The organism is Corallococcus sp. CA041A (genome assembly GCF_003612075.1).
Lineage (GTDB): Bacteria > Myxococcota > Myxococcia > Myxococcales > Myxococcaceae > Corallococcus > Corallococcus exiguus.
On record NZ_RAWF01000181.1, the window covers coordinates 1 to 20,484 of the forward strand.

The 20,484-nt window shown below is 70.5% G+C and carries 15 protein-coding genes; 6 read left to right on the forward strand and 9 right to left on the reverse strand.

The window, feature by feature from the left end; translation table 11 throughout:
- On the forward strand, positions 1-1,074 hold a 1,074-nt coding region (locus D7V77_RS27920; protein WP_120579352.1), incomplete at its 5' end, for a hypothetical protein.
- 19 nt (positions 1,075-1,093) lie between these two features.
- Here the strand turns inward: D7V77_RS27920 and D7V77_RS27925 are convergent.
- The gene (locus tag D7V77_RS27925) at positions 1,094-2,011 is read right to left on the reverse strand and encodes a LysR family transcriptional regulator (protein WP_158624503.1); all 918 of its coding nucleotides are present in this window, start codon (positions 2,009-2,011) and stop codon (positions 1,094-1,096) included.
- A 67-nt stretch (positions 2,012-2,078) separates the two neighbouring features.
- Between D7V77_RS27925 and D7V77_RS27935 the strand changes: the two genes are divergently transcribed.
- A complete protein-coding gene (locus D7V77_RS27935; protein WP_158624504.1) occupies positions 2,079-3,041 on the forward strand; it encodes an NAD(P)-dependent alcohol dehydrogenase in 963 nt (320 codons plus the stop codon).
- A gap of 44 nt (positions 3,042-3,085) precedes the next feature.
- A complete protein-coding gene (locus D7V77_RS27940) occupies positions 3,086-4,060 on the forward strand; it encodes an alpha/beta hydrolase (protein WP_120579354.1) in 975 nt (324 codons plus the stop codon).
- Between the two features lie 76 nt (positions 4,061-4,136).
- On the opposite strand, the gene D7V77_RS27945 is transcribed toward D7V77_RS27940, so the two are convergent.
- The 3 genes from D7V77_RS27945 to D7V77_RS27955 form a co-directional block, all read right to left on the reverse strand.
- Positions 4,137-4,553, reverse strand: a complete 417-nt coding sequence (locus D7V77_RS27945; protein WP_120579355.1) for a type II toxin-antitoxin system VapC family toxin — start codon at positions 4,551-4,553, stop codon at positions 4,137-4,139.
- Complete coding sequence (locus tag D7V77_RS27950) at positions 4,546-4,848, reverse strand: type II toxin-antitoxin system Phd/YefM family antitoxin (RefSeq protein WP_158624505.1); 303 nt, start codon at positions 4,846-4,848, stop codon at positions 4,546-4,548. The genes D7V77_RS27945 and D7V77_RS27950 overlap by 8 nt, the downstream gene beginning before the upstream one ends.
- A 135-nt stretch (positions 4,849-4,983) precedes the next feature.
- Positions 4,984-6,129 carry a hypothetical protein gene (locus D7V77_RS27955; protein ID WP_120579357.1) on the reverse strand — a complete coding sequence of 382 codons (1,146 nt, stop codon included), beginning with the start codon at positions 6,127-6,129 and terminating at the stop codon, positions 4,984-4,986.
- Between the two features lie 179 nt (positions 6,130-6,308).
- On the opposite strand from D7V77_RS27955, the gene D7V77_RS27965 reads away from it, so the two are divergent.
- Both D7V77_RS27965 and fliB read left to right on the forward strand, forming a co-directional pair.
- Positions 6,309-10,085, forward strand: a complete 3,777-nt coding sequence (locus D7V77_RS27965) for a TIGR02266 family protein (protein ID WP_199733904.1) — start codon at positions 6,309-6,311, stop codon at positions 10,083-10,085.
- A 10-nt stretch (positions 10,086-10,095) separates the two neighbouring features.
- The gene (gene fliB, locus D7V77_RS27970; protein ID WP_120579358.1) at positions 10,096-11,349 is read left to right on the forward strand and encodes a flagellin lysine-N-methylase; all 1,254 of its coding nucleotides are present in this window, start codon (positions 10,096-10,098) and stop codon (positions 11,347-11,349) included.
- Positions 11,350-11,355: 6 nt separating this feature from the next.
- Here fliB and D7V77_RS27975 read toward each other — a convergent pair whose 3' ends face one another.
- Complete coding sequence (locus D7V77_RS27975) at positions 11,356-11,982, reverse strand: DsbA family protein (RefSeq protein ID WP_233597274.1); 627 nt, start codon at positions 11,980-11,982, stop codon at positions 11,356-11,358.
- 134 nt (positions 11,983-12,116) lie between these two features.
- Here D7V77_RS27975 and D7V77_RS27980 point away from each other — a divergent pair, with 134 nt between their 5' ends.
- A complete protein-coding gene (locus D7V77_RS27980; RefSeq protein WP_120579360.1) occupies positions 12,117-14,147 on the forward strand; it encodes a S9 family peptidase in 2,031 nt (676 codons plus the stop codon).
- Positions 14,148-14,205: 58 nt separating this feature from the next.
- Here the strand turns inward: D7V77_RS27980 and D7V77_RS27985 are convergent, their stop codons facing one another.
- The 4 genes from D7V77_RS27985 to D7V77_RS28000 form a co-directional block, all read right to left on the reverse strand.
- Complete coding sequence (locus tag D7V77_RS27985; protein WP_120579361.1) at positions 14,206-14,484, reverse strand: hypothetical protein; 279 nt, start codon at positions 14,482-14,484, stop codon at positions 14,206-14,208.
- Between the two features lie 79 nt (positions 14,485-14,563).
- On the reverse strand, positions 14,564-15,316 hold the full coding sequence (locus tag D7V77_RS27990) for a DUF4142 domain-containing protein (protein ID WP_120579362.1): 753 nt from the start codon (positions 15,314-15,316) through the stop codon (positions 14,564-14,566).
- A 334-nt stretch (positions 15,317-15,650) separates the two neighbouring features.
- Positions 15,651-17,411 (reverse strand): tetratricopeptide repeat protein, encoded by a 1,761-nt coding sequence (locus D7V77_RS27995; RefSeq protein ID WP_169821953.1) that lies wholly within the window; start codon positions 17,409-17,411, stop codon positions 15,651-15,653.
- Between the two features lie 8 nt (positions 17,412-17,419).
- On the reverse strand, positions 17,420-20,461 hold the full coding sequence (locus D7V77_RS28000) for a DUF4175 family protein (RefSeq protein WP_120579364.1): 3,042 nt from the start codon (positions 20,459-20,461) through the stop codon (positions 17,420-17,422).
- Positions 20,462-20,484 lie beyond the last annotated feature (23 nt).

A 20,484-nucleotide genomic window follows, 5' to 3' on the forward strand; every position in this document is an offset into this window, starting at 1 on the left:
GTGCTGTGGGTGACGTCCGGCACGCCGCGCTCGGATGAGGACCGGGACCAGGTGGACGGGGAGCGGCTGGTGCTGACGCTGTCCCGCTATTCGGCGGACGGGACGAAGCAGTGGGCGAAGGAGTTCGAGCGCAACCGCCTGTCGGACCTGCGCGTGGCGGGCTCCACGGGCACTGACGGCGCGGTGTTCCTGTCCGGAAACGCGTTCCTGTACTCAGCGGACTTCGGGCTGGGCGAGGCGCAGGACGGCTTCCTGGTGAAGTTCACGCAGGCGGGCGAGCCCGAGTGGCAGCGCCGCGTGGGGCAGAAGGTCTACGCGGTGGCGGCGGACGCGGCGGGCGGGGTCGTGGCCCTGGGCGAGGAGTGGACGACGGAGGCCCATACGCCCCAGCTGGTGCGCTACGCGGCGGACGGCACGGCGAGCTGGACGAAGACGTTCGACGGCGCGAGGGAGGGCACGCTGCTGTCGGCGGTGGCGCTGTCGGGGACGGGCACGTCGGTGGTGGCCGGGCGGCTGGTGGGCCCGGTGACGGTGGACGGGCGCACGTTCGACGCGCGGGGCACGGGCGGCTTCGTGGTGCTGGCGTTCGGCGCGGATGGAGCGCTGGCGTGGGGCCGCGAGGTGCCGGGAGTGAACGGCCGCGTGGGCTCCGTGTCGGTGGGCGCGGACGGCACGGTGGCGGTGGCCGGCGAGGCGGTGGGCCTGCTGGTGTGGAACGGCGTGGCGCTGGATGAGGGCGGTCCGTTCGTGCTGACGGCGACGGCGGACGGGCAGGAGCGCTGGGTGAAGCAGCCCACGTGCGGCGCGACGTCGGTGGGCACGGTGGCGGCGGTGGAGCCCGCGGGCCCGGTCGCGGTGGCGTGCGGCAATACCGTGACGCGCTACGCGGCGGACGGCGCGCTGCTGGGCACGAAGTCGCTGGCGCCGGAGGCGTGTGAGAGCGGCACGTGCTCGCTGGCGGCGACGACGCTGGTGGCGGCGCCGGAGTCCGGGCTGGTGGTGTCCGGCTGGCAGCGCGACGGCGCGGGCGACACGTGGAACCAGGATGCGTTCCTGCGGCTCGTGACGCCCTGAACCTGACGGAGCCGTGGGCCTACGCGGTCGCCAGGCCCACGGCGCGTACTGCTTCATGCACGAGACCGCGGACCCACGCGTGCTTCGGGTCGCCCTCGTTCCCAAGGTGCCAGGCCAGGAGCATCTCAATGGGAGGCATCGGGACAGGCAAAGGCCGAAGCGCGAGCCCGAGTGCCTTCGCGTGCGCGGTGGCGAAGCTGCGCGGAAGGACAGCGAGCCGGTCCGAGCCTAGAACGAGCGGCAGTGCCAGGGAGAACGTGGTCACCACGCGCGTCACGCGACGCGAGAACCCCTCCTTCTCCAGGAGCACGTCGATGCCGCCGCGTCGCGACTGCGCGAGTGGGGCCACCAGGACGTGTTCCCACTCGGTGAACCGCTTCAGGGACATGCGCCCGGTGGCGAGGGGGTGCGTCCCGCGCATGACGCAGACGAAGTCGTCGACGAACAGGCGCTGCGAGCGGAGGTCCCGCTCCTTCGCGACCTCCGGGACGATGGCAATCCCGCCGTGCTCGCGCAGGAACGACCCCAGGTCCGGCGTCTGGGTCCGGAGCGTGAGCAGGGCCCCGGGAGCACGCGCCGCGAGGAGACTGTCGAGCGTTGGTAGGAGCAGCTCCGCGACACGGTCCGACGTCGTCACGTAGATGTCCCAGGTCGCGGTCGCCGGGTCGAAGGGACGCCCTTGGTTGAACAGACGCTCGGCCGCCAGCATCACCTCTTTGGCGGGCGCGCGAAGCTCCTCGGCCCGCTGCGTCCGCACGAGCGACCTCCCGTTGCGGACCAGGAGCGGGTCGTCGAAGTCGACGCGCAGCCGGTGCAGGGCATTGCTCGCCGCCGCGGGAGTGATTCCCAGCTTCTTCGCCGCGCGCGTGACGTGAGCTTCTTCGAGCAGGTGATGGAGCGCGCGCACGTGGTTCAGGTCGAAGGCCGAGAGTTTCACGGCATGAACAATAGGCCTTCCCACCATCAAGTTCCGCGAATTCATGCCGCCCCGTACCTTGAGGCCCATGAACGCACTCACCTACAGCCGCTTCGGCGGTCCCGAACTCCTGCAGCACACCCACCAGCCGGCGCCCCGCGTCCGCGCCCACCACCTCCTCATCCGCGTCCGAGCCGTCTCGGTGAATCCCATCGACGGGAAGATCCGGCGTGGCGAGCTGCGGTTGCTCAGCGGCGCTCGCTTCCCGAAGTCGCCCGGCTCGGACTTCGCCGGTGTCGTCGAGGAGGTGGGGGCGGGCGTCAGCGGTTTCTCCGTAGGAGACCGCGTGTTCGGCTTCCCCGGCAGCATGCGCGAGGGAACGCTCGCTGGACTCATCACGGTCGCGGCGAAGTCCGTCGCCAGGATTCCTTCAGGGCTCGACGACGTCGGGGCCGCGGCGGTCTCGATGGTGGGGCTCGCGGCGCTTCAGGCAGTGCGTGACGTCGCGCGAGTCGCCCCCGGCGAGCGCGTGCTCGTCAACGGCGCGACGGGCGGTGTGGGGCTCATGTTGATCCAACTCGCCCGGTCGCATGGCGCGCACGTCACCGCCGTCACCTCCGCCGCGGGTCTGGCCGTGGCTCGGCAGTACGGTGCCCAGATCGTCCACGACTATCGCGCCCGGCCGCTCTCGATGCTCGGCGAGCGCTTCGACGTCGTCTTCGACCTGAGCACGAAGCTGTCTTTTGCCGAGGCGCGTGGCCTCCTGACGCCTCGCGGCAGGCACGTGGGGTTCGAGCCGTCCCCCGCGTCGCTCCTGGCCTCCACCCTGCTTGGCCCCTTCCGCCGCCAGAAGCAGCAGTTGCTCGTCACCAAGCCGTCCGGCCGGGACCTCGCGGAGCTCGCGGGGAAGCTCCAGGCCCGGGAGCTCCTCCCGCCACCCGTGGAGGTGTTCGAGCTGTCCGACGCTCGAGGCGCGTTCGAGCGATCCGAGCGTGGGGGAGTCATCGGCAAGGTCGTCATCCGCGCGGCCCCCGCTCCCACGTCGCCTTGAAGTCCATCGCAACCTCACCCACCGCCACATTCCAGGAGTCACCCATGTCCACGCGTCATCTCGTTGATCCGTCCCTCTTGCCCCTCACCGCCCACGCGTTCCTCCCGGGGCTCTCCCGCGAGAACCTCGCGGACGGCCGCACGTTCATGGACCAGATGATTGCGTCCATCGCCCCCCGGACCACCGCGCTGCGGAGCGAGGCGCGCATCCCTGGGCGGAACGGAGCGCCCGACGTCCGGCTCGTCATCCAGACGCCGCCGGGCCAAAGCACGGCACCCCGGCCCGCCGTGCTGTTCCTGCACGGCGGTGGCATGGTGATGGGCAGCGCCTCCATGGGCGAGGGCTTCGACGCCGAGCTCGCCCTCGCGCACGACGCCGTCGTCGTCTCGGTCGACTACCGCCTCGCGCCGGAGGTGCCGTTCCCGGGTCCCATCGACGATGTCTATGCGGCGCTGCGCTGGGTCCACGCGAATGCCGCGTCACTGGGCGTCGACCCGTCGCGAATCGTCCTCATGGGGCAGAGCGCGGGTGGCGGGCTGGCCGCCTCGCTGGCGCAGCTCACCCGCGATGACAACGGGCCACGGCCCGCGGCGCAGATTCTCATCTACCCGATGCTCGACGCCCGCACGGGGACGGCCCTGGAAGCGGACCCCAACCCGACGACCGGCGAGTTCTCGTGGACGCGTGCGCACACCCGCTTCGGCTGGGAGTCCCTGCGCGGGGACTACCTCCCGACCGACTCTCGCGCCGGGCACTTCTCGGCCTCGCTCGGCCAGGACGTCTCGCGCCTGCCCCCCGCCTTCATCGCCGTGGGTTCGCTCGACGTCTTCTTCGACGAGTCCATGGACTACGCCCGCCGCCTCTCCCGAGCGGGAGTCCCGGTGGAGCTCCATGTCTACCCCGGGGCCATCCACGGCTTCGATGCCATCCCGAACGCCTGGATGACCACGAGCTTCAAGCGCGAGCTGAACGAGGCACTCACCCGGGCGCTCCGTGCGCCTACCGAGATGGAGCCGTGAGCCCTGTCACCTTTGGAACCAGGATGCGTTCCTGTGGCTCGTGACGCTGTGATTCGCTACGGGCGTCGGGGCCGCGCTACCACGCGACCTCGATGCCTCCGGTGTCCTGCGCCCAGACGGAGATGGCGCGGTCGCGGGTGAGGAGCGGCAGTCCGAGTCTGCGGGCCGCCGCCACGATGAGCCGGTCGAAGTGGTCCCGATGCTCCCAGTCGAGCCGGGCTGCCTCCCGGACATCCGCTTCGCTCATGGGGTCGTGGACCAGCTCCGGACAGTCGATGCCCGCCCACCATGAGTCCAGCGTGGTGGGGAAACGCAGCTTCCCGCCCTGGGCAAGCAACCACGTTTCCAGCACGACGGGCGCGGGCACCACCAGATAGCCGCGCCGGTGCTCGAAGGCGGAGAACGCGCGCTTCGCCGTGGGCCCGAGCTTCTGGAACTGGTCGCCCGCGTAGAAGAGCAGGGCATTCGTGTCGAGCACGTAGCCTTCACTCAAGCTCCAGCACCTCCGCGGAGGTCAGGGCGGAGCGCTGGAGTCGTTGACTGGGGCTCTCATCGGGAGCTTCCAGGTCACCGACGATGCGCAGGGAGCCTCGAAGCTTCGATTTCCGCTTCCGGGAAGGACGCGCCTTTCGCTCCGCTTCCAGCAGGGCCTCCAATCGCGAGGGCGCGATGAGGAACGCCTTCAACTCATCGTGCACCGTGATGGCGGTGACATGCCGCTGGGTGGCCGCCTGCTGCACGAGCGCGCTGAGATGGCTGCGCGCCTCGCTGAGCGGGATGCGCTGCATGGGCAGGGGCCACGTGGGCGTTGCTGTGGCGGGGCGACGCGCGGTCGCGGGACGAGGAGGTGTCCGCCGTCGATGTTTGCTGGCCATGGTGTGCGGATAATAGGCACAGGTCCGACACACCCTCTGGGCCGGGCGTCACGCAGCCGCCGCGGTGTTCAGCTTCAGGTCCTGGTTCAGCCCCGCGTCCTTGCGCACGCGCCAGATGTACTGGTCCAGGAAGTAGTGGTGCAGCGCGAAGCCCCAGATGAAGCCTTCCATCAAATCTCGCAGCGTGAGCCCGCTGCCTCCCATCGCCACCTTCGCGTCGAACGCGCCGCAGCCCGGATGCACGCCCATGCCGCAGCCCAGCGTCCGGTACAGCAGCGTGAACGCGAGCCCGCAGAGCGCGTAGATGATGAACCGCTGGCTCACCTTCGGCGCCCAACCGAACGCGGCTCGGTCCACGCCTTCCGCGTGGTAGCGGTTGCGGTGAAAGAACCAGACGATGCCGTGGTACTGCACGTTGTGGAACGCCGTCACCGCCACGGTGAACATCAGGAAGTCCATCCGCCGCGACACCGACGGCCAGAACACCAGCGACGTCAGCCCCAGCGCCGCGGCCAGCATCAACAACTTGGGCCCGTTCACCCCCAGCCCCTGGCGCCACCGCCACACCTGCCTCGCCGCCAGCACCCCCACCACCGCGAGCACCAACGCGAAGCACGCGTGCGCCACTCCGACCTCCCAGGTCGGCTCCGCCATCAGCCCCAACCGGCGTCGCGCTCCCGGATGCGTCAGCGCGAACGCCACGAACGGCGCGAGCAACCCCACGTACAGGGTCACGCTGTCCAGCCGCCGGTCCCACGCGTCTCGCTCCCCGGCCTTGCGCTGGTAGAGCACCATGATGCCGTAGTGCTGCCGCACCACGTGCCAGTACGCCCATAGCGCCGCCAGCGTCACGAACACCGCGAACGGCCAGCGCTGGCCGGACAGCACCGACGCCGTGAACACCGCCGGCCCCGCCGCGAACCACGCCAGGCTGCCCCAGAGCAGCCGGGCTCGCGCCTTCCGCTCCCGAGCGTCCAGGTACGTGCGCGACACCGTCGCGAACAGGTGCGGCCCATCCAACAGCAGCACCCATGCCCACCACAGCGGCGGCCCGCTCACGCCCCCCAGCACGTGCAACGCCATCAGCGCCAGGCTCGCGCCCAGTCCCCCGACCGTGGAGAGCAGGTCGTGCCGTCGGTCCACCAACCACCGCGCTTGCAGGGGAACCGGGGCGAAATGGGGAACCGCGTTCATCGGAGGACTCCCGTCCGGCGGTCCCGGACCTCTTCCTGCGGGAAACGAAGTCCCAGGATAGCGGGGACATACAGGTAAGTCAGATGCGCACCTGAAGGTCTCGAACGGGCACCGGCCGGACGGGCAGGGGGCCAGAACCCCCTTGAGGGAATGGCCCCCGGACGCGACAGTGCTGAACCATGGATCAAGGTCGGCGTACCTCGGACCGCAAGTCGGTCGGTCTGTTGGTGAAGCTCAAGCATGAGAGCGTGGGGAGCTTCACCGAGGAGTTCGCCACCAACATCAGCCCCGGGGGCATGTTCATCCGCTCGCGCACGCCGCAGCCGGTGGGCACGCCCGTGCGCTTCGAGGTGCAGATCGCCAACGGCGTGCGCGTGCTCCAGGGCACCGCGACCGTGCGCTGGGTGCGCGATGTGAACGACCCCGCGGGGCCTCCGGGAATGGGGTTGCAGTTCCAGGAGCTGGATACCGCGAGCCGCGCGCTTGTGGATCTGATGCTCCAGCGCAAGCCGGGCGGCGGTGCCGTGCCCGCCGCCGCGCCGCTGCCGTCCATTGCTCCGGTCGTGGCGCCGGGCATCGCGCCGTTGGCCGCGCCAGGAATCGCGCCGTTGACCGCGCCGGGCATCGCGCCGGTGAGTCCGCCCGTGGCCGTGCCGCCAGTTGCCGCCGCGCCCCGGCCCGCCGCCGTCCCCGCGCGCCCCGCCGCCGTTGCACCGCCCACGCGTCCCGCGCAGCCGGCCGCGGGTGGTGCCGCGCTCGATTCGCTGTTCGATGATCTGGATGCTCCGTCCTCCAGTCCCGCTCCCGCCGCGGACGAGCCGCTGTCGCTGGGCGGCGCGGACGAGCCGTTCTCGTTGGGCGGTCCGGACGAGGACATGGGGCTGGCGCAGGCGGACTCCGCGAACGACGTGGACATCCCGCTGGACGAGCTCATCGCGGGAACGCCTCCGCCCACCGTGCAGGGCGTGTTGTCGGGAGGCGACGAGCCGCTGCCGGGGCTCGACTTCGAGTTCGAGGTTCCGGTCGTGGATGAGCCCATCGCCATGGGCGAGCCGCTGGAAGAGGTGCCCATCGAAGTGGGGCTCTCCGTGGAGGACGACGCGGCTTCGGCCGCGGGCGACGCGGGTGGGTTCGAGTTGGATTTCTCGGATGTCGCCCCCGCGCCGCCGCCTCGCGCCGCGCCGGTGACTCCACCGCCTGTGCAGCGCGCGGCCCCGCCGCCTGCGGCGATGCCGATCGTGCCGCCGGTGGCTCCCGCCAAGCCCTCTGGCGGCAGCGCCGAGTTCGACTTCGACCTGTCATCCCTGGACGACGAGGCTCCGCTGGAGCTGGCGCGTGAACCCACGTCCTCACCGGGCCGTCAGCGGCCGTTGGGGCGTGAGCCCGCGTCCTCACCCGGCCGTGTCGCAGCGCCGGGTCTGGGGCGTGAGCCTGGATCCGCAGCGGGACGTGCGCCGGGACTGGGGCGCGAACCTGGATCCGCCGCCGGCCGTGCACCGGGGCTGGGACGCGAGCCTGGATCCGCCGCTGGCCGTGCCGCCATGCCGGGCCTGGGACTTGAGCCTCGCTCTTCTGGAGGTCGTCCCGCGGCGCCGGGTCTGGGACTTGAGCCTGGATCCGCCGCCGGCCGTGCCGCCGCGCCGGGCTTGGGGCGTGAGCCTGGATCCGCCGCCGGCCGTGCCGCCGCGCCGGGCCTGGGGCGTGAGCCCGGATCCGCCGCCGGACGTCCCTCCGTGCCGGGTCTGGGACTGGATCCTGGATCCGCGGCGGGGCGTGCACCTGGACTGGGCCGCGAGCCTGGATCCGTGGCGGGACGTCCCGCGGCGCGCGCTCCCGGTGAGCTGCCGTTGGAGCCCGGCTCCTTCGCCAACCGTCCCGCGGCGCCCGGCCTGGGCCGCGAGCCCGGTTCCGCCGCGGGCCGCGCTCCCGACCTCGCCCAGGAGCCTGCGTCGTCCTGGGGCCGCGCTGTCCCGCAGCAGCCTCCCGCGCCGCAGCAGCCTCCCGCGCCGCGCCCGTCCGGCGGCAGCGCCGAGTTCGACCTGGACCTGTCCATCGACGACGACGGGCCGCTGGAACTGGCGCGCGAGCCCGTGTCCTCGGCGGGCCGTCCCGCCGCGCGGCCCATGGCTCCTCCGCCGCAGCCGCCGCCGAGCGTGCTTCCTCCGTCCGTGCGCCAGGCCCCGCCCGCGCCCGCTGCTCCGGTGGCCCCCGCGACGCTCGCGCCCGCCGCCGCGCCGGTGGCCTCCGCGCCGCCTCCCCTGGATGCCAATGGCCAGGTGCGTCCCATCTACCTCACGCCGCCACAGACAATCGCCGGTACGGGACCGGTCATCGGCATCGACCTGGGCACCACCAACTCCTGCGTGGCGCTGCTGTCCAACGGACGTCCCGTCGTGCTGCGCTCGCGCGAGGGCTACAACACCATCCCGTCCGTCATCTCGCTGAGCGCGCAGAACAAGCTGCTCGTCAGCCACCGCGCGAAGAACCAGCTCGTCCTGCGGCCCACGCACACCATCTACGGCGCGAAGCGCCTGGTGGGCCGTCCCTACGACAGCGCCGTGGTGAAGCAGGTTCGCGAGCGCTTCCACTACGAAATCACTCCGGATGCCGCCGGCCGCGCCGCCGTGCGCCTGGGCACCGACGTGCTGTCGCTGGAAGAGGTGCAGGGCATCATCCTGCGCGAGTGCAAGGAGATGGCTGAAACCCATCTCAACCAGAAGGTGGAGCGCGCCGTGGTGACGGTGCCGGCCTACTACTCCGAGCCCCAGCGTGAAGCGGTCCGCAAGGCGGGCGCGATGGCCGGCCTCAAGGTGGAGCGCATCCTCAACGAGCCCACGTCCGCGGCGCTCGCGTACGGCCTCAACCGCGAGCTCAACAAGAAGGTGCTCGTCTACGACCTGGGCGGCGGCACCTTCGACGCGACCATCCTGCGCATCGAGAAGAACGTCTTCGAGGTGCTGGGCACCGGCGGCGACATCTTCCTGGGCGGTATCGACTTCGACAACCTCATCGTCGACTTCCTCCTGGAGCGCTTCCAGGAGAAGGAAGGCATCGCGTTCAACGGGGACGGCATCGCCCTGTCGCGCGTGGGCGACGCCGCCGAGCGCGCGAAGATGGCGCTGTCCGAGCGCAGCACCTTCGAGGTCCACATCCCCATGTTGATGATGGACGACGCGGGCCGTCCCCGGGACCTGCGCGTGACGATGTCGCGCCAGGACCTGGAGAAGATCTGCGACCCGTTGCTCAACCGCACCATCGACGTGGTGCGCGACGTGCTCCTGGACTCCAAGCTGAAGGCCTCGGAGGTGGACGACATCATCCTGGTGGGCGGCATGAGCCGCATGCCGCTGGTGCGCGACAAGCTCAAGGGCCTCTTCAGCAAGAACGCGCAGGCGAGCGTCAACGCGGACGAGGCCGTGGCGCTGGGCGCGGCGCTGTACTCGGGCTCGGTGGACAAGGTGAGCAGCGTGGTGCTCATCGACGTGCTGCCCATGACCATTGGCGTGGCCATGCCCGGCGGCGGCTTCAAGCGCGTCATCGAGCGCAACAGCCCGCTGCCCACGCAGCGCTCGTTCGCCATCAGCACGTCGCAGGACAACGAGGAGCGGATGGAGCTGTCCGTCTTCCAGGGCGAGGACAACCACATCTCCGCCAACGAGTACCTGGGCACCGTGCGCATGGAAGGTCTCCCAAAAGGCCCCAAGGGCTCCGTGCGCGTCGCCGTCACGCTCAAGCTCGACTCCGAATGCGTGCTGCACGTGGAGGCGCGTGAGTACTCGACGCGCAAGGAAGTGAAGGCGACGCTCGCCACGCGCTACTCGCCGGAGGAGCTCCAGAAGCAACTCCAGGTGAGCAAGGAGGCGGTGAGCGCCGCCGAGGAGCGCCGGGGCGCGGACCTCAAGGAGCGCGCGGGCCGCTTCTGGGGGTTCGTGAAGAAGGCGCTGGGCCGCAAGTAGACTGGGCTCCATGACCGCCTCGGCCCCCCGCTACATGGCGCGCTTCCGTTGCATCGCGGAAGCGTGCGAGGACACCTGCTGCGCGGGGCTCACCGTGCCCATCAGCGAGTCGCGCTGGAGCCTGCTGCGCCAGAAGGTCGCGGGCACACCTGACGAGGCGCGCGTCGCGGCGCTGATCAAGCCAAGTCCGGACGGCGCCACGGGCCAGCAGGCAGGCATCCTGGGCAAGCGCGCGGACGGGCACTGCTCCTTCCTGGATGAGGCGAAGCTGTGCTCGCTCCAGCGCCGCTATGGCGAAGCAGTGCTGCCGGACGGCTGCTCCGTCTTCCCGCGAGTGCTCACGCGCTGGGGCGCGCAGGTGGAGATGGCCGGGTCGCTCGCGTGTCCGGAGACGGCGCGCCTGTGCCTGCTGGCGGAGGACGCGCTGGTGCGCGAGCCCGTGCCCGAGGAGCAGGCCCTGCGCCCGCAGGTCGCGCGGCAGGTGGCGGCGGGGGACGACGCGTGGACGGCCCACGCGGACACCGTGCGCGAAGCGATGCTGCGGCTCTTGAATCGGCGCGAAGTCCCGTTCGCCGCGAGGCTGTACGCGCTGGGCCGCATGGCATTGGACCTGGGCGACTTCTACTTCCCGGGGACCACGGCGCTCGCTTCATCGGATGCAGAGCGGCTCACGGGCATCCTCGGCGAGTACGAATCCACGGACACCCTCGCGTCCTTGAGCGCGCAGCTCGAAGCGCTGGAGCTGCCCGGAGGCCCGTGGGCCGGCATCTGCGGCGCCGTGCTCCGTTCACGTGAGGCCGCCGTGAGCAGCCCGCGCTTCCTCTCTCTGATGAACGCCGTGCGAGAGTCCTACGGCGGCGCGGACACGCATCCAGACCAGGCGTGGGAACTCCATGCCGCGCGGCGCTCCGCCCTGGAGTCCCTGCACGGCGAGCGCGTGCACCAGTACTTCCTGCACCACGCGCTCAACCACGTCCTGCGCCACCCGTTCACCGAGGCCGAGAGCCTCCTGAACGCCGTGTTCCTGCTCGTGCTGCGCGCTTCCGTGGTGCGCTGGGTGCTGCTCGGGCACCCGGCCGTGGTGGCGCTGCTGGAGGCTCCCGGTACGCCCGAGGCCGCGCTGGACGCCGCCGCCGTGGAGGCGTTCCAGGTCGTCGCCAAGCACGTGGAGCAGGCGCCCTCGTTCCTGGACTTCGCCAAGGGGCTGGCTGGCGAAGGTCCGGAGACCTTCGCGCGGCTGCTCATCCTGGTGAAGGGCCTGTAGCTCCCGTCAGCCCTGCTGCTTCGGCTTCGCGCCCAGCTGCTCCATGGCCTTCTGGAACGACGGGTACTCGTGCGCGCCCTGGATGGCCACCTTCTCCCCCAGGATGAACGTGGGCACCGCGCGGATGCCCATCTCCTGCGCCTCGCGCACGGCCTGCTCCACCACCTGGCGGAAGCGGCCCTCCTCCACGGCGCGCTGCAGTTCGTCCGGATCCAACCCGGCCTCCACGCCCGCGCCCCGGAGCGTGTCCCACTGCCAGAGGTCCTGACCCTCGCTCCAGTACCGGCGCAGCACCGCTGCGTGGAAGGGGGCCAGCTTGCCCTCGGCCCGGGCGTACTCCGCCGCTTCGTGCGCCCGGCGCGTGGACGGGATGATGTCCCGGTGCACCATCTTCAGCCCGGCCTTCGCGGCGCGGAGCTTGAGCGGGTTGTTGGGGTCCTTCATCCCCTCGCGCACGTACTCGGGCAGCGGCAGCCCTTCCGGCGGCGTCTCCGGGCGCAGGAAGTAGGGATGCCACTCCACCTGGACGTCGTACTCCTTCTTCACCTTCTCGACCTCGGCGAGGCCGACGTAGCACCAGGGACAGACGAAGTCGGACCAGACGTGGATGACGACGGGCGTGGACGTGGACATGGCCCTGCCTAACATCGCCGCATCGCGGCAGCCACCCGGAGTGGCCCGCGCGCGCCCCTTCCCACACTTCGTCTGTGGACAGCCCGCCTTCCCACGGGCACGGTCCGGGTTCCATCTCTCCGGAGGAACCTTCCGTGCCCCTGTCGCTCCTCGCGGCCCTGGCGCTCGGCGCCAACCCCGCGCCCGCGCCTCATCCGTTCAATCAACAGGACCTGGTCACGCTGCGCCGGCTCAGCAGCCCGCGTGTCTCTCCCGACGGCCGCCAGGTCGCCTACGTCCTGCGCTCCACCGACATGGAGATGAACCGCGGGCGCACCGACCTGTGGCTCGCCAACCTGGACGGCTCCGCGCCGCGCCAGCTCACCTCCCACCCGGACAGCGACACCGACCCCGTCTGGGCTCCGGACGGCAAGAGCCTCTTCTTCCTGTCGTCGCGCGGCGGCTCGTCACAGGTGTGGCGCCTGCCGTTGGATGGCGGCGAACCGCTTCCGGTCACGAAGCTGCCGCTGGACGTGAACAGCTTCGTGCTGTCGCGTGACGGCCAGCAGCTCGCGGTGGCGCTGGACGCGCGCCCTGACTGCGCGGACCTCGCGTGCAACACCCAGCGCGCCGCCGAGGCCTCCAAGAAGAAGACCACCGGCCGCGCGTATGATCAGCTCTTCGCCCGTCACTGGGACACCTGGAAGGACGGCACGCGTTCGCACCTGTTCGTCGTCCCCGTGGCCGGCGGCACGGCCGTGGACGTGATGAAGGGCATGGACGCGGACGCGCCCAGCAAGCCCTTCGGTGGCGCGGAGGAGTTCACCTTCACCCCGGACGGCAAGAGCCTCGTCTTCGCCGCGCGCGACGTGGGCCCCACCGAGTCGTGGTCCACCGACCTGGACCTGTTCCTCGCGCCCGTCGACGGAAAGACGAAGCCGCGCAAGCTCACGGAGAAGAACCGCGCCACGGACACCAGCCCCGTGTTCAGCCCGGACGGCAAGACGCTCGCGTACGTGGCCATGTCCCGCCCCGGCTTCGAGGCCGACCGCTTCCGAGTCATCCTGCGCACGTGGCCGGGCGGCCAGGAGCGCGTGCTGACCCAGGACTGGGACCGCTCGGCTGGCTCGCTCGCGTGGAGCAAGGACGGCGCCACGCTCTTCACCACCGCCAACGACGTGGGGCAGAACACCGTGTTCGCCCTGGACGTGGCCACCGGCAAGGCGCGCAGCCTCACCCAGGGTGGCAACGCGGACGGCGCCCAGCCCGCGGCGGACGGCCAGGTCGTCTACGCGATGGATGACCTGGACTCGCCGGCGGACCTGTACGCGGTGAAGGCGGACGGCACCGGCGCGCGGCAGCTCACCCAGGTGAACAAGGACGCGCTCGCGGGCCTGAAGTTCGGCGCCTTCGAGCAGTTCAACTTCCCGGGCTGGAACAACGAGACGGTGCACGGCTACGTGGTGAAGCCGGTGGACTTCGACCCGAAGCGCCAGTACCCGCTGGCCTTCCTCATCCACGGCGGACCGCAGGGCAGCTTCGGCAACCACTTCCATTACCGGTGGAACCCGCAGGTGTACGCGGGCCGCGGCTACGTGGCGGTGATGATCGACTTCCACGGCTCCACCGGCTACGGCCAGGCCTTCACGGACTCCATCTCCGGGGACTGGGGCGGCAAGCCGCTGGAGGACCTGCAGAAGGGCCTGAACGCCGCGCTCCAGAAGTACTCGTTCATCCACAAGACGAAGCGGTGCGCGCTGGGCGGCAGCTACGGCGGGTACATGATCAACTGGATCGCCGGTAACTGGGCGGACGGCTTCCAGTGCCTCGTGAACCACGACGGCATCTTCGACGAGCGCGCCGCCTACTACGACACCGAGGAGCTGTGGTTCCCCGAGTGGGAGCACAAGGCGCTGCCCTGGGAGAAGCCGGAGTCGTACGAGAAGTTCAACCCGGTGAACCAGGTGGCGAAGTGGAAGACGCCCATGCTCGTCATCCACGGCGGCAAGGACTACCGCGTGGTGGACACGCAGGGCATCGCCACCTTCACCGCGCTCCAGCGCCGCGGCATCCCGTCCCGCTTCCTCTACTTCCCGGACGAGAACCACTGGGTACTCAAGCCGCAGAACAGCATCCAGTGGCACGACGAGGTGCTGGGCTGGCTGGACCGCTGGACGCGCAAGTAGCTGAAGCCCGGCGGAAGGTGAGCCCTGGGGCGTTGCGCCCCAGGGCTTCATGCGGGTTTCAGGGAATGCCGAAGCAGTCGTCGATGCAGCTGGCGATGACCTCCGCGCAGGTGCGGTCGGAGATGCACTGCGAACACTCCGCGGTGCGCTCGCGGCGGGCGTCCTGCTCGCTCTCCTTCTCTTCCTCCCAGGCGCCAACCTTCTCGGCGCACTTGCCAGTGTCCAGGTCGGAGTCGAAGCACTGCTTGCGGTAGTCGCAGATGGCGTCGGCGTCGTTGGAGCAGCCGGTGAGGAGCAGCACGGAGACACAGGAGGCCAGGGCAATCAGTCGGGACATGGCCCGGCACTATGCACGCGGATGACGCCTCCCGTGAATTCACTTCAAGGGAGGCGCCGCGTACTTCACCGCTGCTGCATTACTTCGTCTTCGTCGCACCGCTGGGGGTGCCGCCCATCGAGCCGCTCGGCGTGGGGGTGCTCGGCGGGGCGCCGTGCATGGATCCGTGGTCCATGGTGCCGCCCTGCATGCCGGCGCCGCCCACGCCCATGGCGTCGTCCAGCTTGCCCAGCGTCTGGTAGGCCATGTCGCGGTGCCGCGGCAGCTCCTGGGTGAGGTTCGTGAGCAGCGTGGCCAGCTCGCCCGTGGCGCCCATGCCCTGCTGGGCGGCCATCACCTTGCCGATGGCGGCGTCATGCGCGCCAACCTGTCCGGCCATGTACGTCGAGTCGAACGGCGCGCCCTTCAGCGCCTGGAGCTTCTCCATGTCCGCCTTGTCCGCGGCCATGGCCTTCTTCTCCATGTCGTTGGTGGCCTTGGGCATCTCCGCCAGCTTCATGTTCTGCGACTTCGCATAGTCCATGACCTTCTGGTCAGCGGTCGTGTGCGCGTCCACCATCATCTTGGCGTAGCTCTGCACGTCCGGGTTCTGCGAGTTCTGCTGCGCGAGCTTCGCCTGCTTGATCTCCGACTGGTTGATGTAGTGCAGGCGCTCCAGGAAGGCCTTTGGATCCGCGGGGACGATGAAGCCCTTGAACTCCACCGTGCCCTTGGCGACGGTGGGCGTCTTCTCTCCGACCGGCGGGTTGGCGGACGTGGCGCTCTGGGCCAGCGAGACGCCGCCGGTGAAGAGGACCGCGGCGAGGGTGACTCCATGCAGGGTGCGCTTCATGGGGTGCTGCTCCTTTTCAGAGCCTCGGATGTGAGGCGGGTCAAGGCCGGTGGACCGGACACACTTCCGGATCCGCGCGGCGCACGTTGGAGCAGGGCGCGACAGCGAACCCAGAGGGTGGGAGGACGGACGTGTGCCAATTCACGTTGCGTCCCGGACCCGGTGCGGCAGTGGACAGCACCACTGCCCCCGGGAGCGGGCGCGGACGTTCAGCACCACACGGCTGTCCGGGAACGCCATCCCGTCCTCCTCGTGCCCGGAAAGCCAGGCATCCCGCGAGGGAGGGAAGAGAACGGAGGCAGGGCCCCGGCTGGCTGGCCGCCGGGGAGGAGGGCTACTTCGCGGGCTGCGGCGCCGGCTTCGGAGCGGCCTTCGGCTTCGGGGCGTCGGGCGTGCCGGCGGGGACGTTCTTCGTCTCGGACAGCTCGTCCTCGGCGCGCAGGAAGGCCTGGGCGGCGCGGTCCACGTCGTCGGGCTTGAGGCCCGTGAGATTGGCGGCGGCCCCGCGCGTGCGCGCCGCGAGCGCCGTCTCCCCCAGCGCGCCGTGGATGCGCGTGAGGGCCACATGGATTTCCGGGTCGAACGGATCCGACGCCAGCGCCTCCAGGTACGCCGTCTTGGCCTTCGGGTAGTCCTTGCGGAACAGCAGGATGCGGCCCAGGTGCACGTTGGTGGAGGGCGAGCCCGGGTGCATCCGCAGCGAGCCGCGCAGCACGGACTCCGCTTCATCCAGCCGGCGCAGCTCCAGCAGCGCGAGCGCGAACTTGTTGGACACCGACTCGTACTTGTCGCCCACCAGCTTGTGCGCCCGCGAGTACTCCTCCGCGGCGGCCTTCACGCGGTTGCGCTCGCGCAGCACCTCACCCAGGTGCGCGAACTTGCGCGCGGGGACTTCGGTCACCTCGGAGAAGCCGCCGAAGGAGATTTCGCGCCCCTTCTTCTCGCTGTCTTTCTGCGCGCCCTTGGCGTCCTCCTTGAGCACCACGCGGTCGTCGCGCGGCACCAGCTCCTGGGGGAAGGGCTGCTTCTTCACGTAGGACAGCCAGGTCTTCTCGAAGAGGGGGAAGGGCATGCCCGTCGCCACCTCCACCGCCTTCTTGTCCGGCTGGCCCGCCTTCAGCTCCTGCAAGAGGGCGCGCAGGCCGGCGGTGCCCTTGGTGCCGTGGATGTAGTCGATGGCGTAGAACACCTCCGCGAACGCGGTGGCCGCGTCCTCCGCCGTGGGCAGCATGGCGATGGAGGGGTGCATCTTCTCGAAGGGGATGAGCTTGTCCTCCTTCACGCGCTTGCCCAAGAGCGCCTGCGTGGAGGGCGTCATGGCCAGGCCACCCTTGCCGCGCCAGCGCGACTCCAGGAACTTGGCCAGGCCTTCGTGCAGCCAGATGGGCACGGTGTTGTGGGACATCTGGCTGACCACCAGGTGCACGTACTCGTGCGCCAGCGTGTCCTGCCAGTCGTAGCCCTGCGCCACGGCCTTGGGGCTCGTGACCATCAGCTTGTTGAACTTGCAGATGGCGATGGTGCCCGTGGTGCGGATCTGCTTCTCCGTCAGCGTGCTGACGCGGGACAGCTCGCGCGCGTTGTTCACCACCTCCACGCGCACCTTGCCCGGCGGCGTCCAGCCCAGGTCCTCCGCGAGCGCCCGGTGGATGGCCTCCAGCGTCTCCAGTGCGTAGGGCACCAGGATCTCTTCCTTGCCCTTCGGGTAGAAGAAGATGAAGTGCTCGCTCTCCGCGCGCTGGTGGTCCTTGACGATGGTGCGCGTGTCCTTGGCGAGCCGCAGGTAGCTGCCCGGCTTGTCCTCGATGTTGGCGCCTTCCAGCAGCGTCACCGCGTCGTCGTACTGGCCCTCCTCGAAGGCCACGCGTCCCTGGAAGTACTTCAGGGGCTCCAGCTCGGACGGTACGCGCTTCTCGACCTCGGCCAGTTCGCGGCGGGCGCTTCCCACGTCCCAGTCGTCCAGCGACTGCTCCACCTTGCCCAGCCGCTGCTTCACCTCTTCCTTGAGGGCGGCGTCGGGCGGCTGCGCGAAGGCCGTGGGGACGGCGAGGAGGAGGGCGCACAGGACGCCCAGGCCCGGGATGGTCGCGTGCATGCGGCGGCTCACTTCACCAGCTCCTCGTAGTAGCGCTTCACCTGTTCGCGGTACTTCTCCGGCGCGCCCTGCTTCATCGCGTCCAGCAGGTCCTTGCGGAACTCGCGAGGCGCCTGGAACGCGTCCTCGTCCGGCAGCTCCACCTTGTCCTGTGGGTTGCGGCCGTTGCCCTCCTGGCGGCGGCCGGAGCCCATGGGCATGGGCAGCCCGCGGCCGCCCTTGCGGCCCTGCTGGCTCTGCTGCATCTGCTGCTGGAAGCGCTTGAGGCCTTCCATGGCGGCCTGCTGTTCGCCGTAGCCGCGGCCGGGGTCCTTGCCCTGCATGCGCTGGGATGCCTCGCCCATGCGCTGGCCAATCTCATCCATCTGCTGGCCGGCCTCTTCGCCGAACAGCGGCGCCGTCTGCTCCATGTCCTCCATCTGCTGGCGCAGGCCCTGCGCGCGCTGCTCCAGCTGCTGCTGGCGCTGGCCCAGCTGCTGGAGCTGCTGCTTCTCCTGCGGCGACAGCTGCGAGCCCGGCGGCGGGAAGAGGTTCTGCAGCTGCTGGCTCACGTCCGACACGTCGCGCGAGTCCTTCTTGAGCTGCTCCGCGAGCTTCGCGGACTGCTGACGCACCTCCGGCGGGTTGCCGAACATCTCATCCAGCTGGCGCTGCTGCTCGCCCATGCTGGACAGCTGGCGCGCGGCGTCCTCGGCGCGCGCGGCGGACTCCGCGGCGAGGTCGAAGTCGTCCACCTTGAGCGCGTTCTCCACGTTGCGCAGCTCGGACTGGGCCTCTTCCAGCGGGCGGGCCGCGCGGCTGTTGAGCCGGCCTGGATCGAGCTTCTGGTAGTCCTCCTGCACCTGCTTCAGCTTGCGGTTCAGCTCGTCCTTGAGGGCCTGGCCCTTCTCCTTGAGCCGGTCGCGGTTCTGCCCGCGGGCCTGGTCGCGCAGGGCGCGCGTCTGCTCGGCGACCTTCTGCTGCTCGCTCATGGTGCCCTGCAGGTCGTCCATGAACTTGCCGAACTTCTCCGCCAGCTCCGGGTACTGCTCCGCGCCGAAGTCCTCCTGGGACTTGTCCATGGACTCGAGCATCTCGTCCATCTGCATGCCCAGCTCCTGGAGCTTCGCCAGGGCCTCGTCCGCCTTGCCCTCCTGCATCAGGCGCTCGACTTCATCCATGGCGCCCTGCATGTCCTCCTGCTGCATCATCTCCGACAGCGCCTCCGCGTTGAGGTGCTCGTCGCGGATGCCCTTGCGCAGCTCGGCCATGCGCTGCATCAGCTCCTGGATGCGCGACTTGAGCTGTTGGATCTGCTGCATCACCTGCTCGCGCGCGGCCTCGTCCGGGTTGGCCTTGAACTGCTCGATGAGGCGCGACAGGTCGCGGCGCTCGTTGGCCAGCTGCTTCGTCAGCTCCTGGAGCGCCTCCAGCTTCTGCCGGTCCAGCAGCGACTCCAGGTAGAGGATGTCGCGTTCCAGGCCCTCGATTTCGTCCTCCACCACGGCGGTGAGCCGGGTGCCGGTGCCCCAGTCCTCGCCGCGCGCGCGCTGGGTGCGCAGGTACAGTCGGCGGAAGTCGGAGGTGGTGCCCACGCTGCGCTTGAGCTCCCCTCCGATGTTCAGGAGCGCGGAGACGATCTCCTTGGGCACGTCCTTCTCCCGCGACAGCTCGGCGCCTTGAGCGCGGAAATCGTCCGCGAGCTGCTGGCCACTGGTGTCCACGGACTTCGCGGTCTCCACCGCGGTCGCGTCCTTCTGCTTCGCGCGGTCGGGCCCCTCCAGGCGGTCCGCCAGGTGGTCCACCAGGCGGCCCCAAAGGACTTCGGCCTTCTCCAGGGCGGCGCGGCGGTGCTCGGCGGCGCTGTAGACGCGAAGGGTCTGCGTGCGGCTGACGCCCTTCTTGGGGCCCTCCACCGCGTCGTTGTCCTTCGCCTCCACGTAGTAGGTGATGCGGTCGCCGGGGGCGGGCTTGAGCGGGCCCAGGTCCCAGTTGAAGGTGCCCCGGCTGCGGCGGCTGTCCTCGCGCGGCAGGTTCACGCGCGTCTCCTGCTTCGCGCCGGGCATGCGGTACACCAGCGCCAGACCGGACAGGCCGTAGTCGTCGGTGGCCTCGAACTTGAGCGTCACCGTCTGGCCGGGGTCGACCTCAATCTCCGTGGACGGCGTGAGCAGCGTCACCTGCGGGGACTTGTCCGCCTCCACGGTGAGCGGGATGTCCGGGCCCACCGCGAGCGGCTTCGCGCGCGAGGCATAGAAGACGAAGTGGTAATGGCCGCCCTGCTTCGCGACGAAGCTGCCGGTGAGCTCGCGGCCGCCGGTGACGGTGAGGGGCAGCACCTGGTCGTTGACCACGACCTCCGCGCGCTCGATGGGGCGGTCCGAGCGCGTCTTCAGCACGACCTCGGTACCCGCGGGCGCGCTGACCTCGCCGTTGGTGCCGGGCACGGTGCGCGGCGCGAGGCCGGTGTACGCGGGGTAGCGGTAGGTCAGCTCGATGTCGCCGGTGATGGGCTCCGCCTGCGCGGCGGTCTCCGGACGCGAGGCCTGCTCGCGAAGGTGCTTCCAGCCCGCGACCCACCGGCCGCCCACGAAGAACAGCAGCACCGCGAGCGCCAGCACCACGCCGCCGCACGCCATGGCCACGCGGCGCAGCGGCTGGCGGTCCACCACGAGCCCGGGGTCCACCGTGCGGGCGCGCTCGTCCATCTGCCTCAGGAACGCGTCCGCGAGCTGGGGGGACCAGCCGGCCTCCTCACGGCGCTCGCGCGACAGCTCCACCGCAGCGAGCACATCCAGCGACAGCTCCGGGCGGCGCTGGCCCACGAGCCGGGCGGTGCGCGCGTCGTCGCCCACCTGCCGGTGCGCGAGCACGACGCCGAAGACGTAAACCACCGCCGCGCCCACGGGCAGGGCGATCCACATGAGCCCCTGGGCAAGCCACGGCGCCGCCCGTCCCAGGAGGCCCGTGGCGAACAGGAGCACGAGGGCCGCGACGGCGCCCAGCAGCAGGCCCTGGGCCCAGAGCTGGCGGCGCTGGCGGGCGCGCACCTGGGCGAGCAGCTCCGCCACGCCTCCGGAGCGCGCTTCACGCC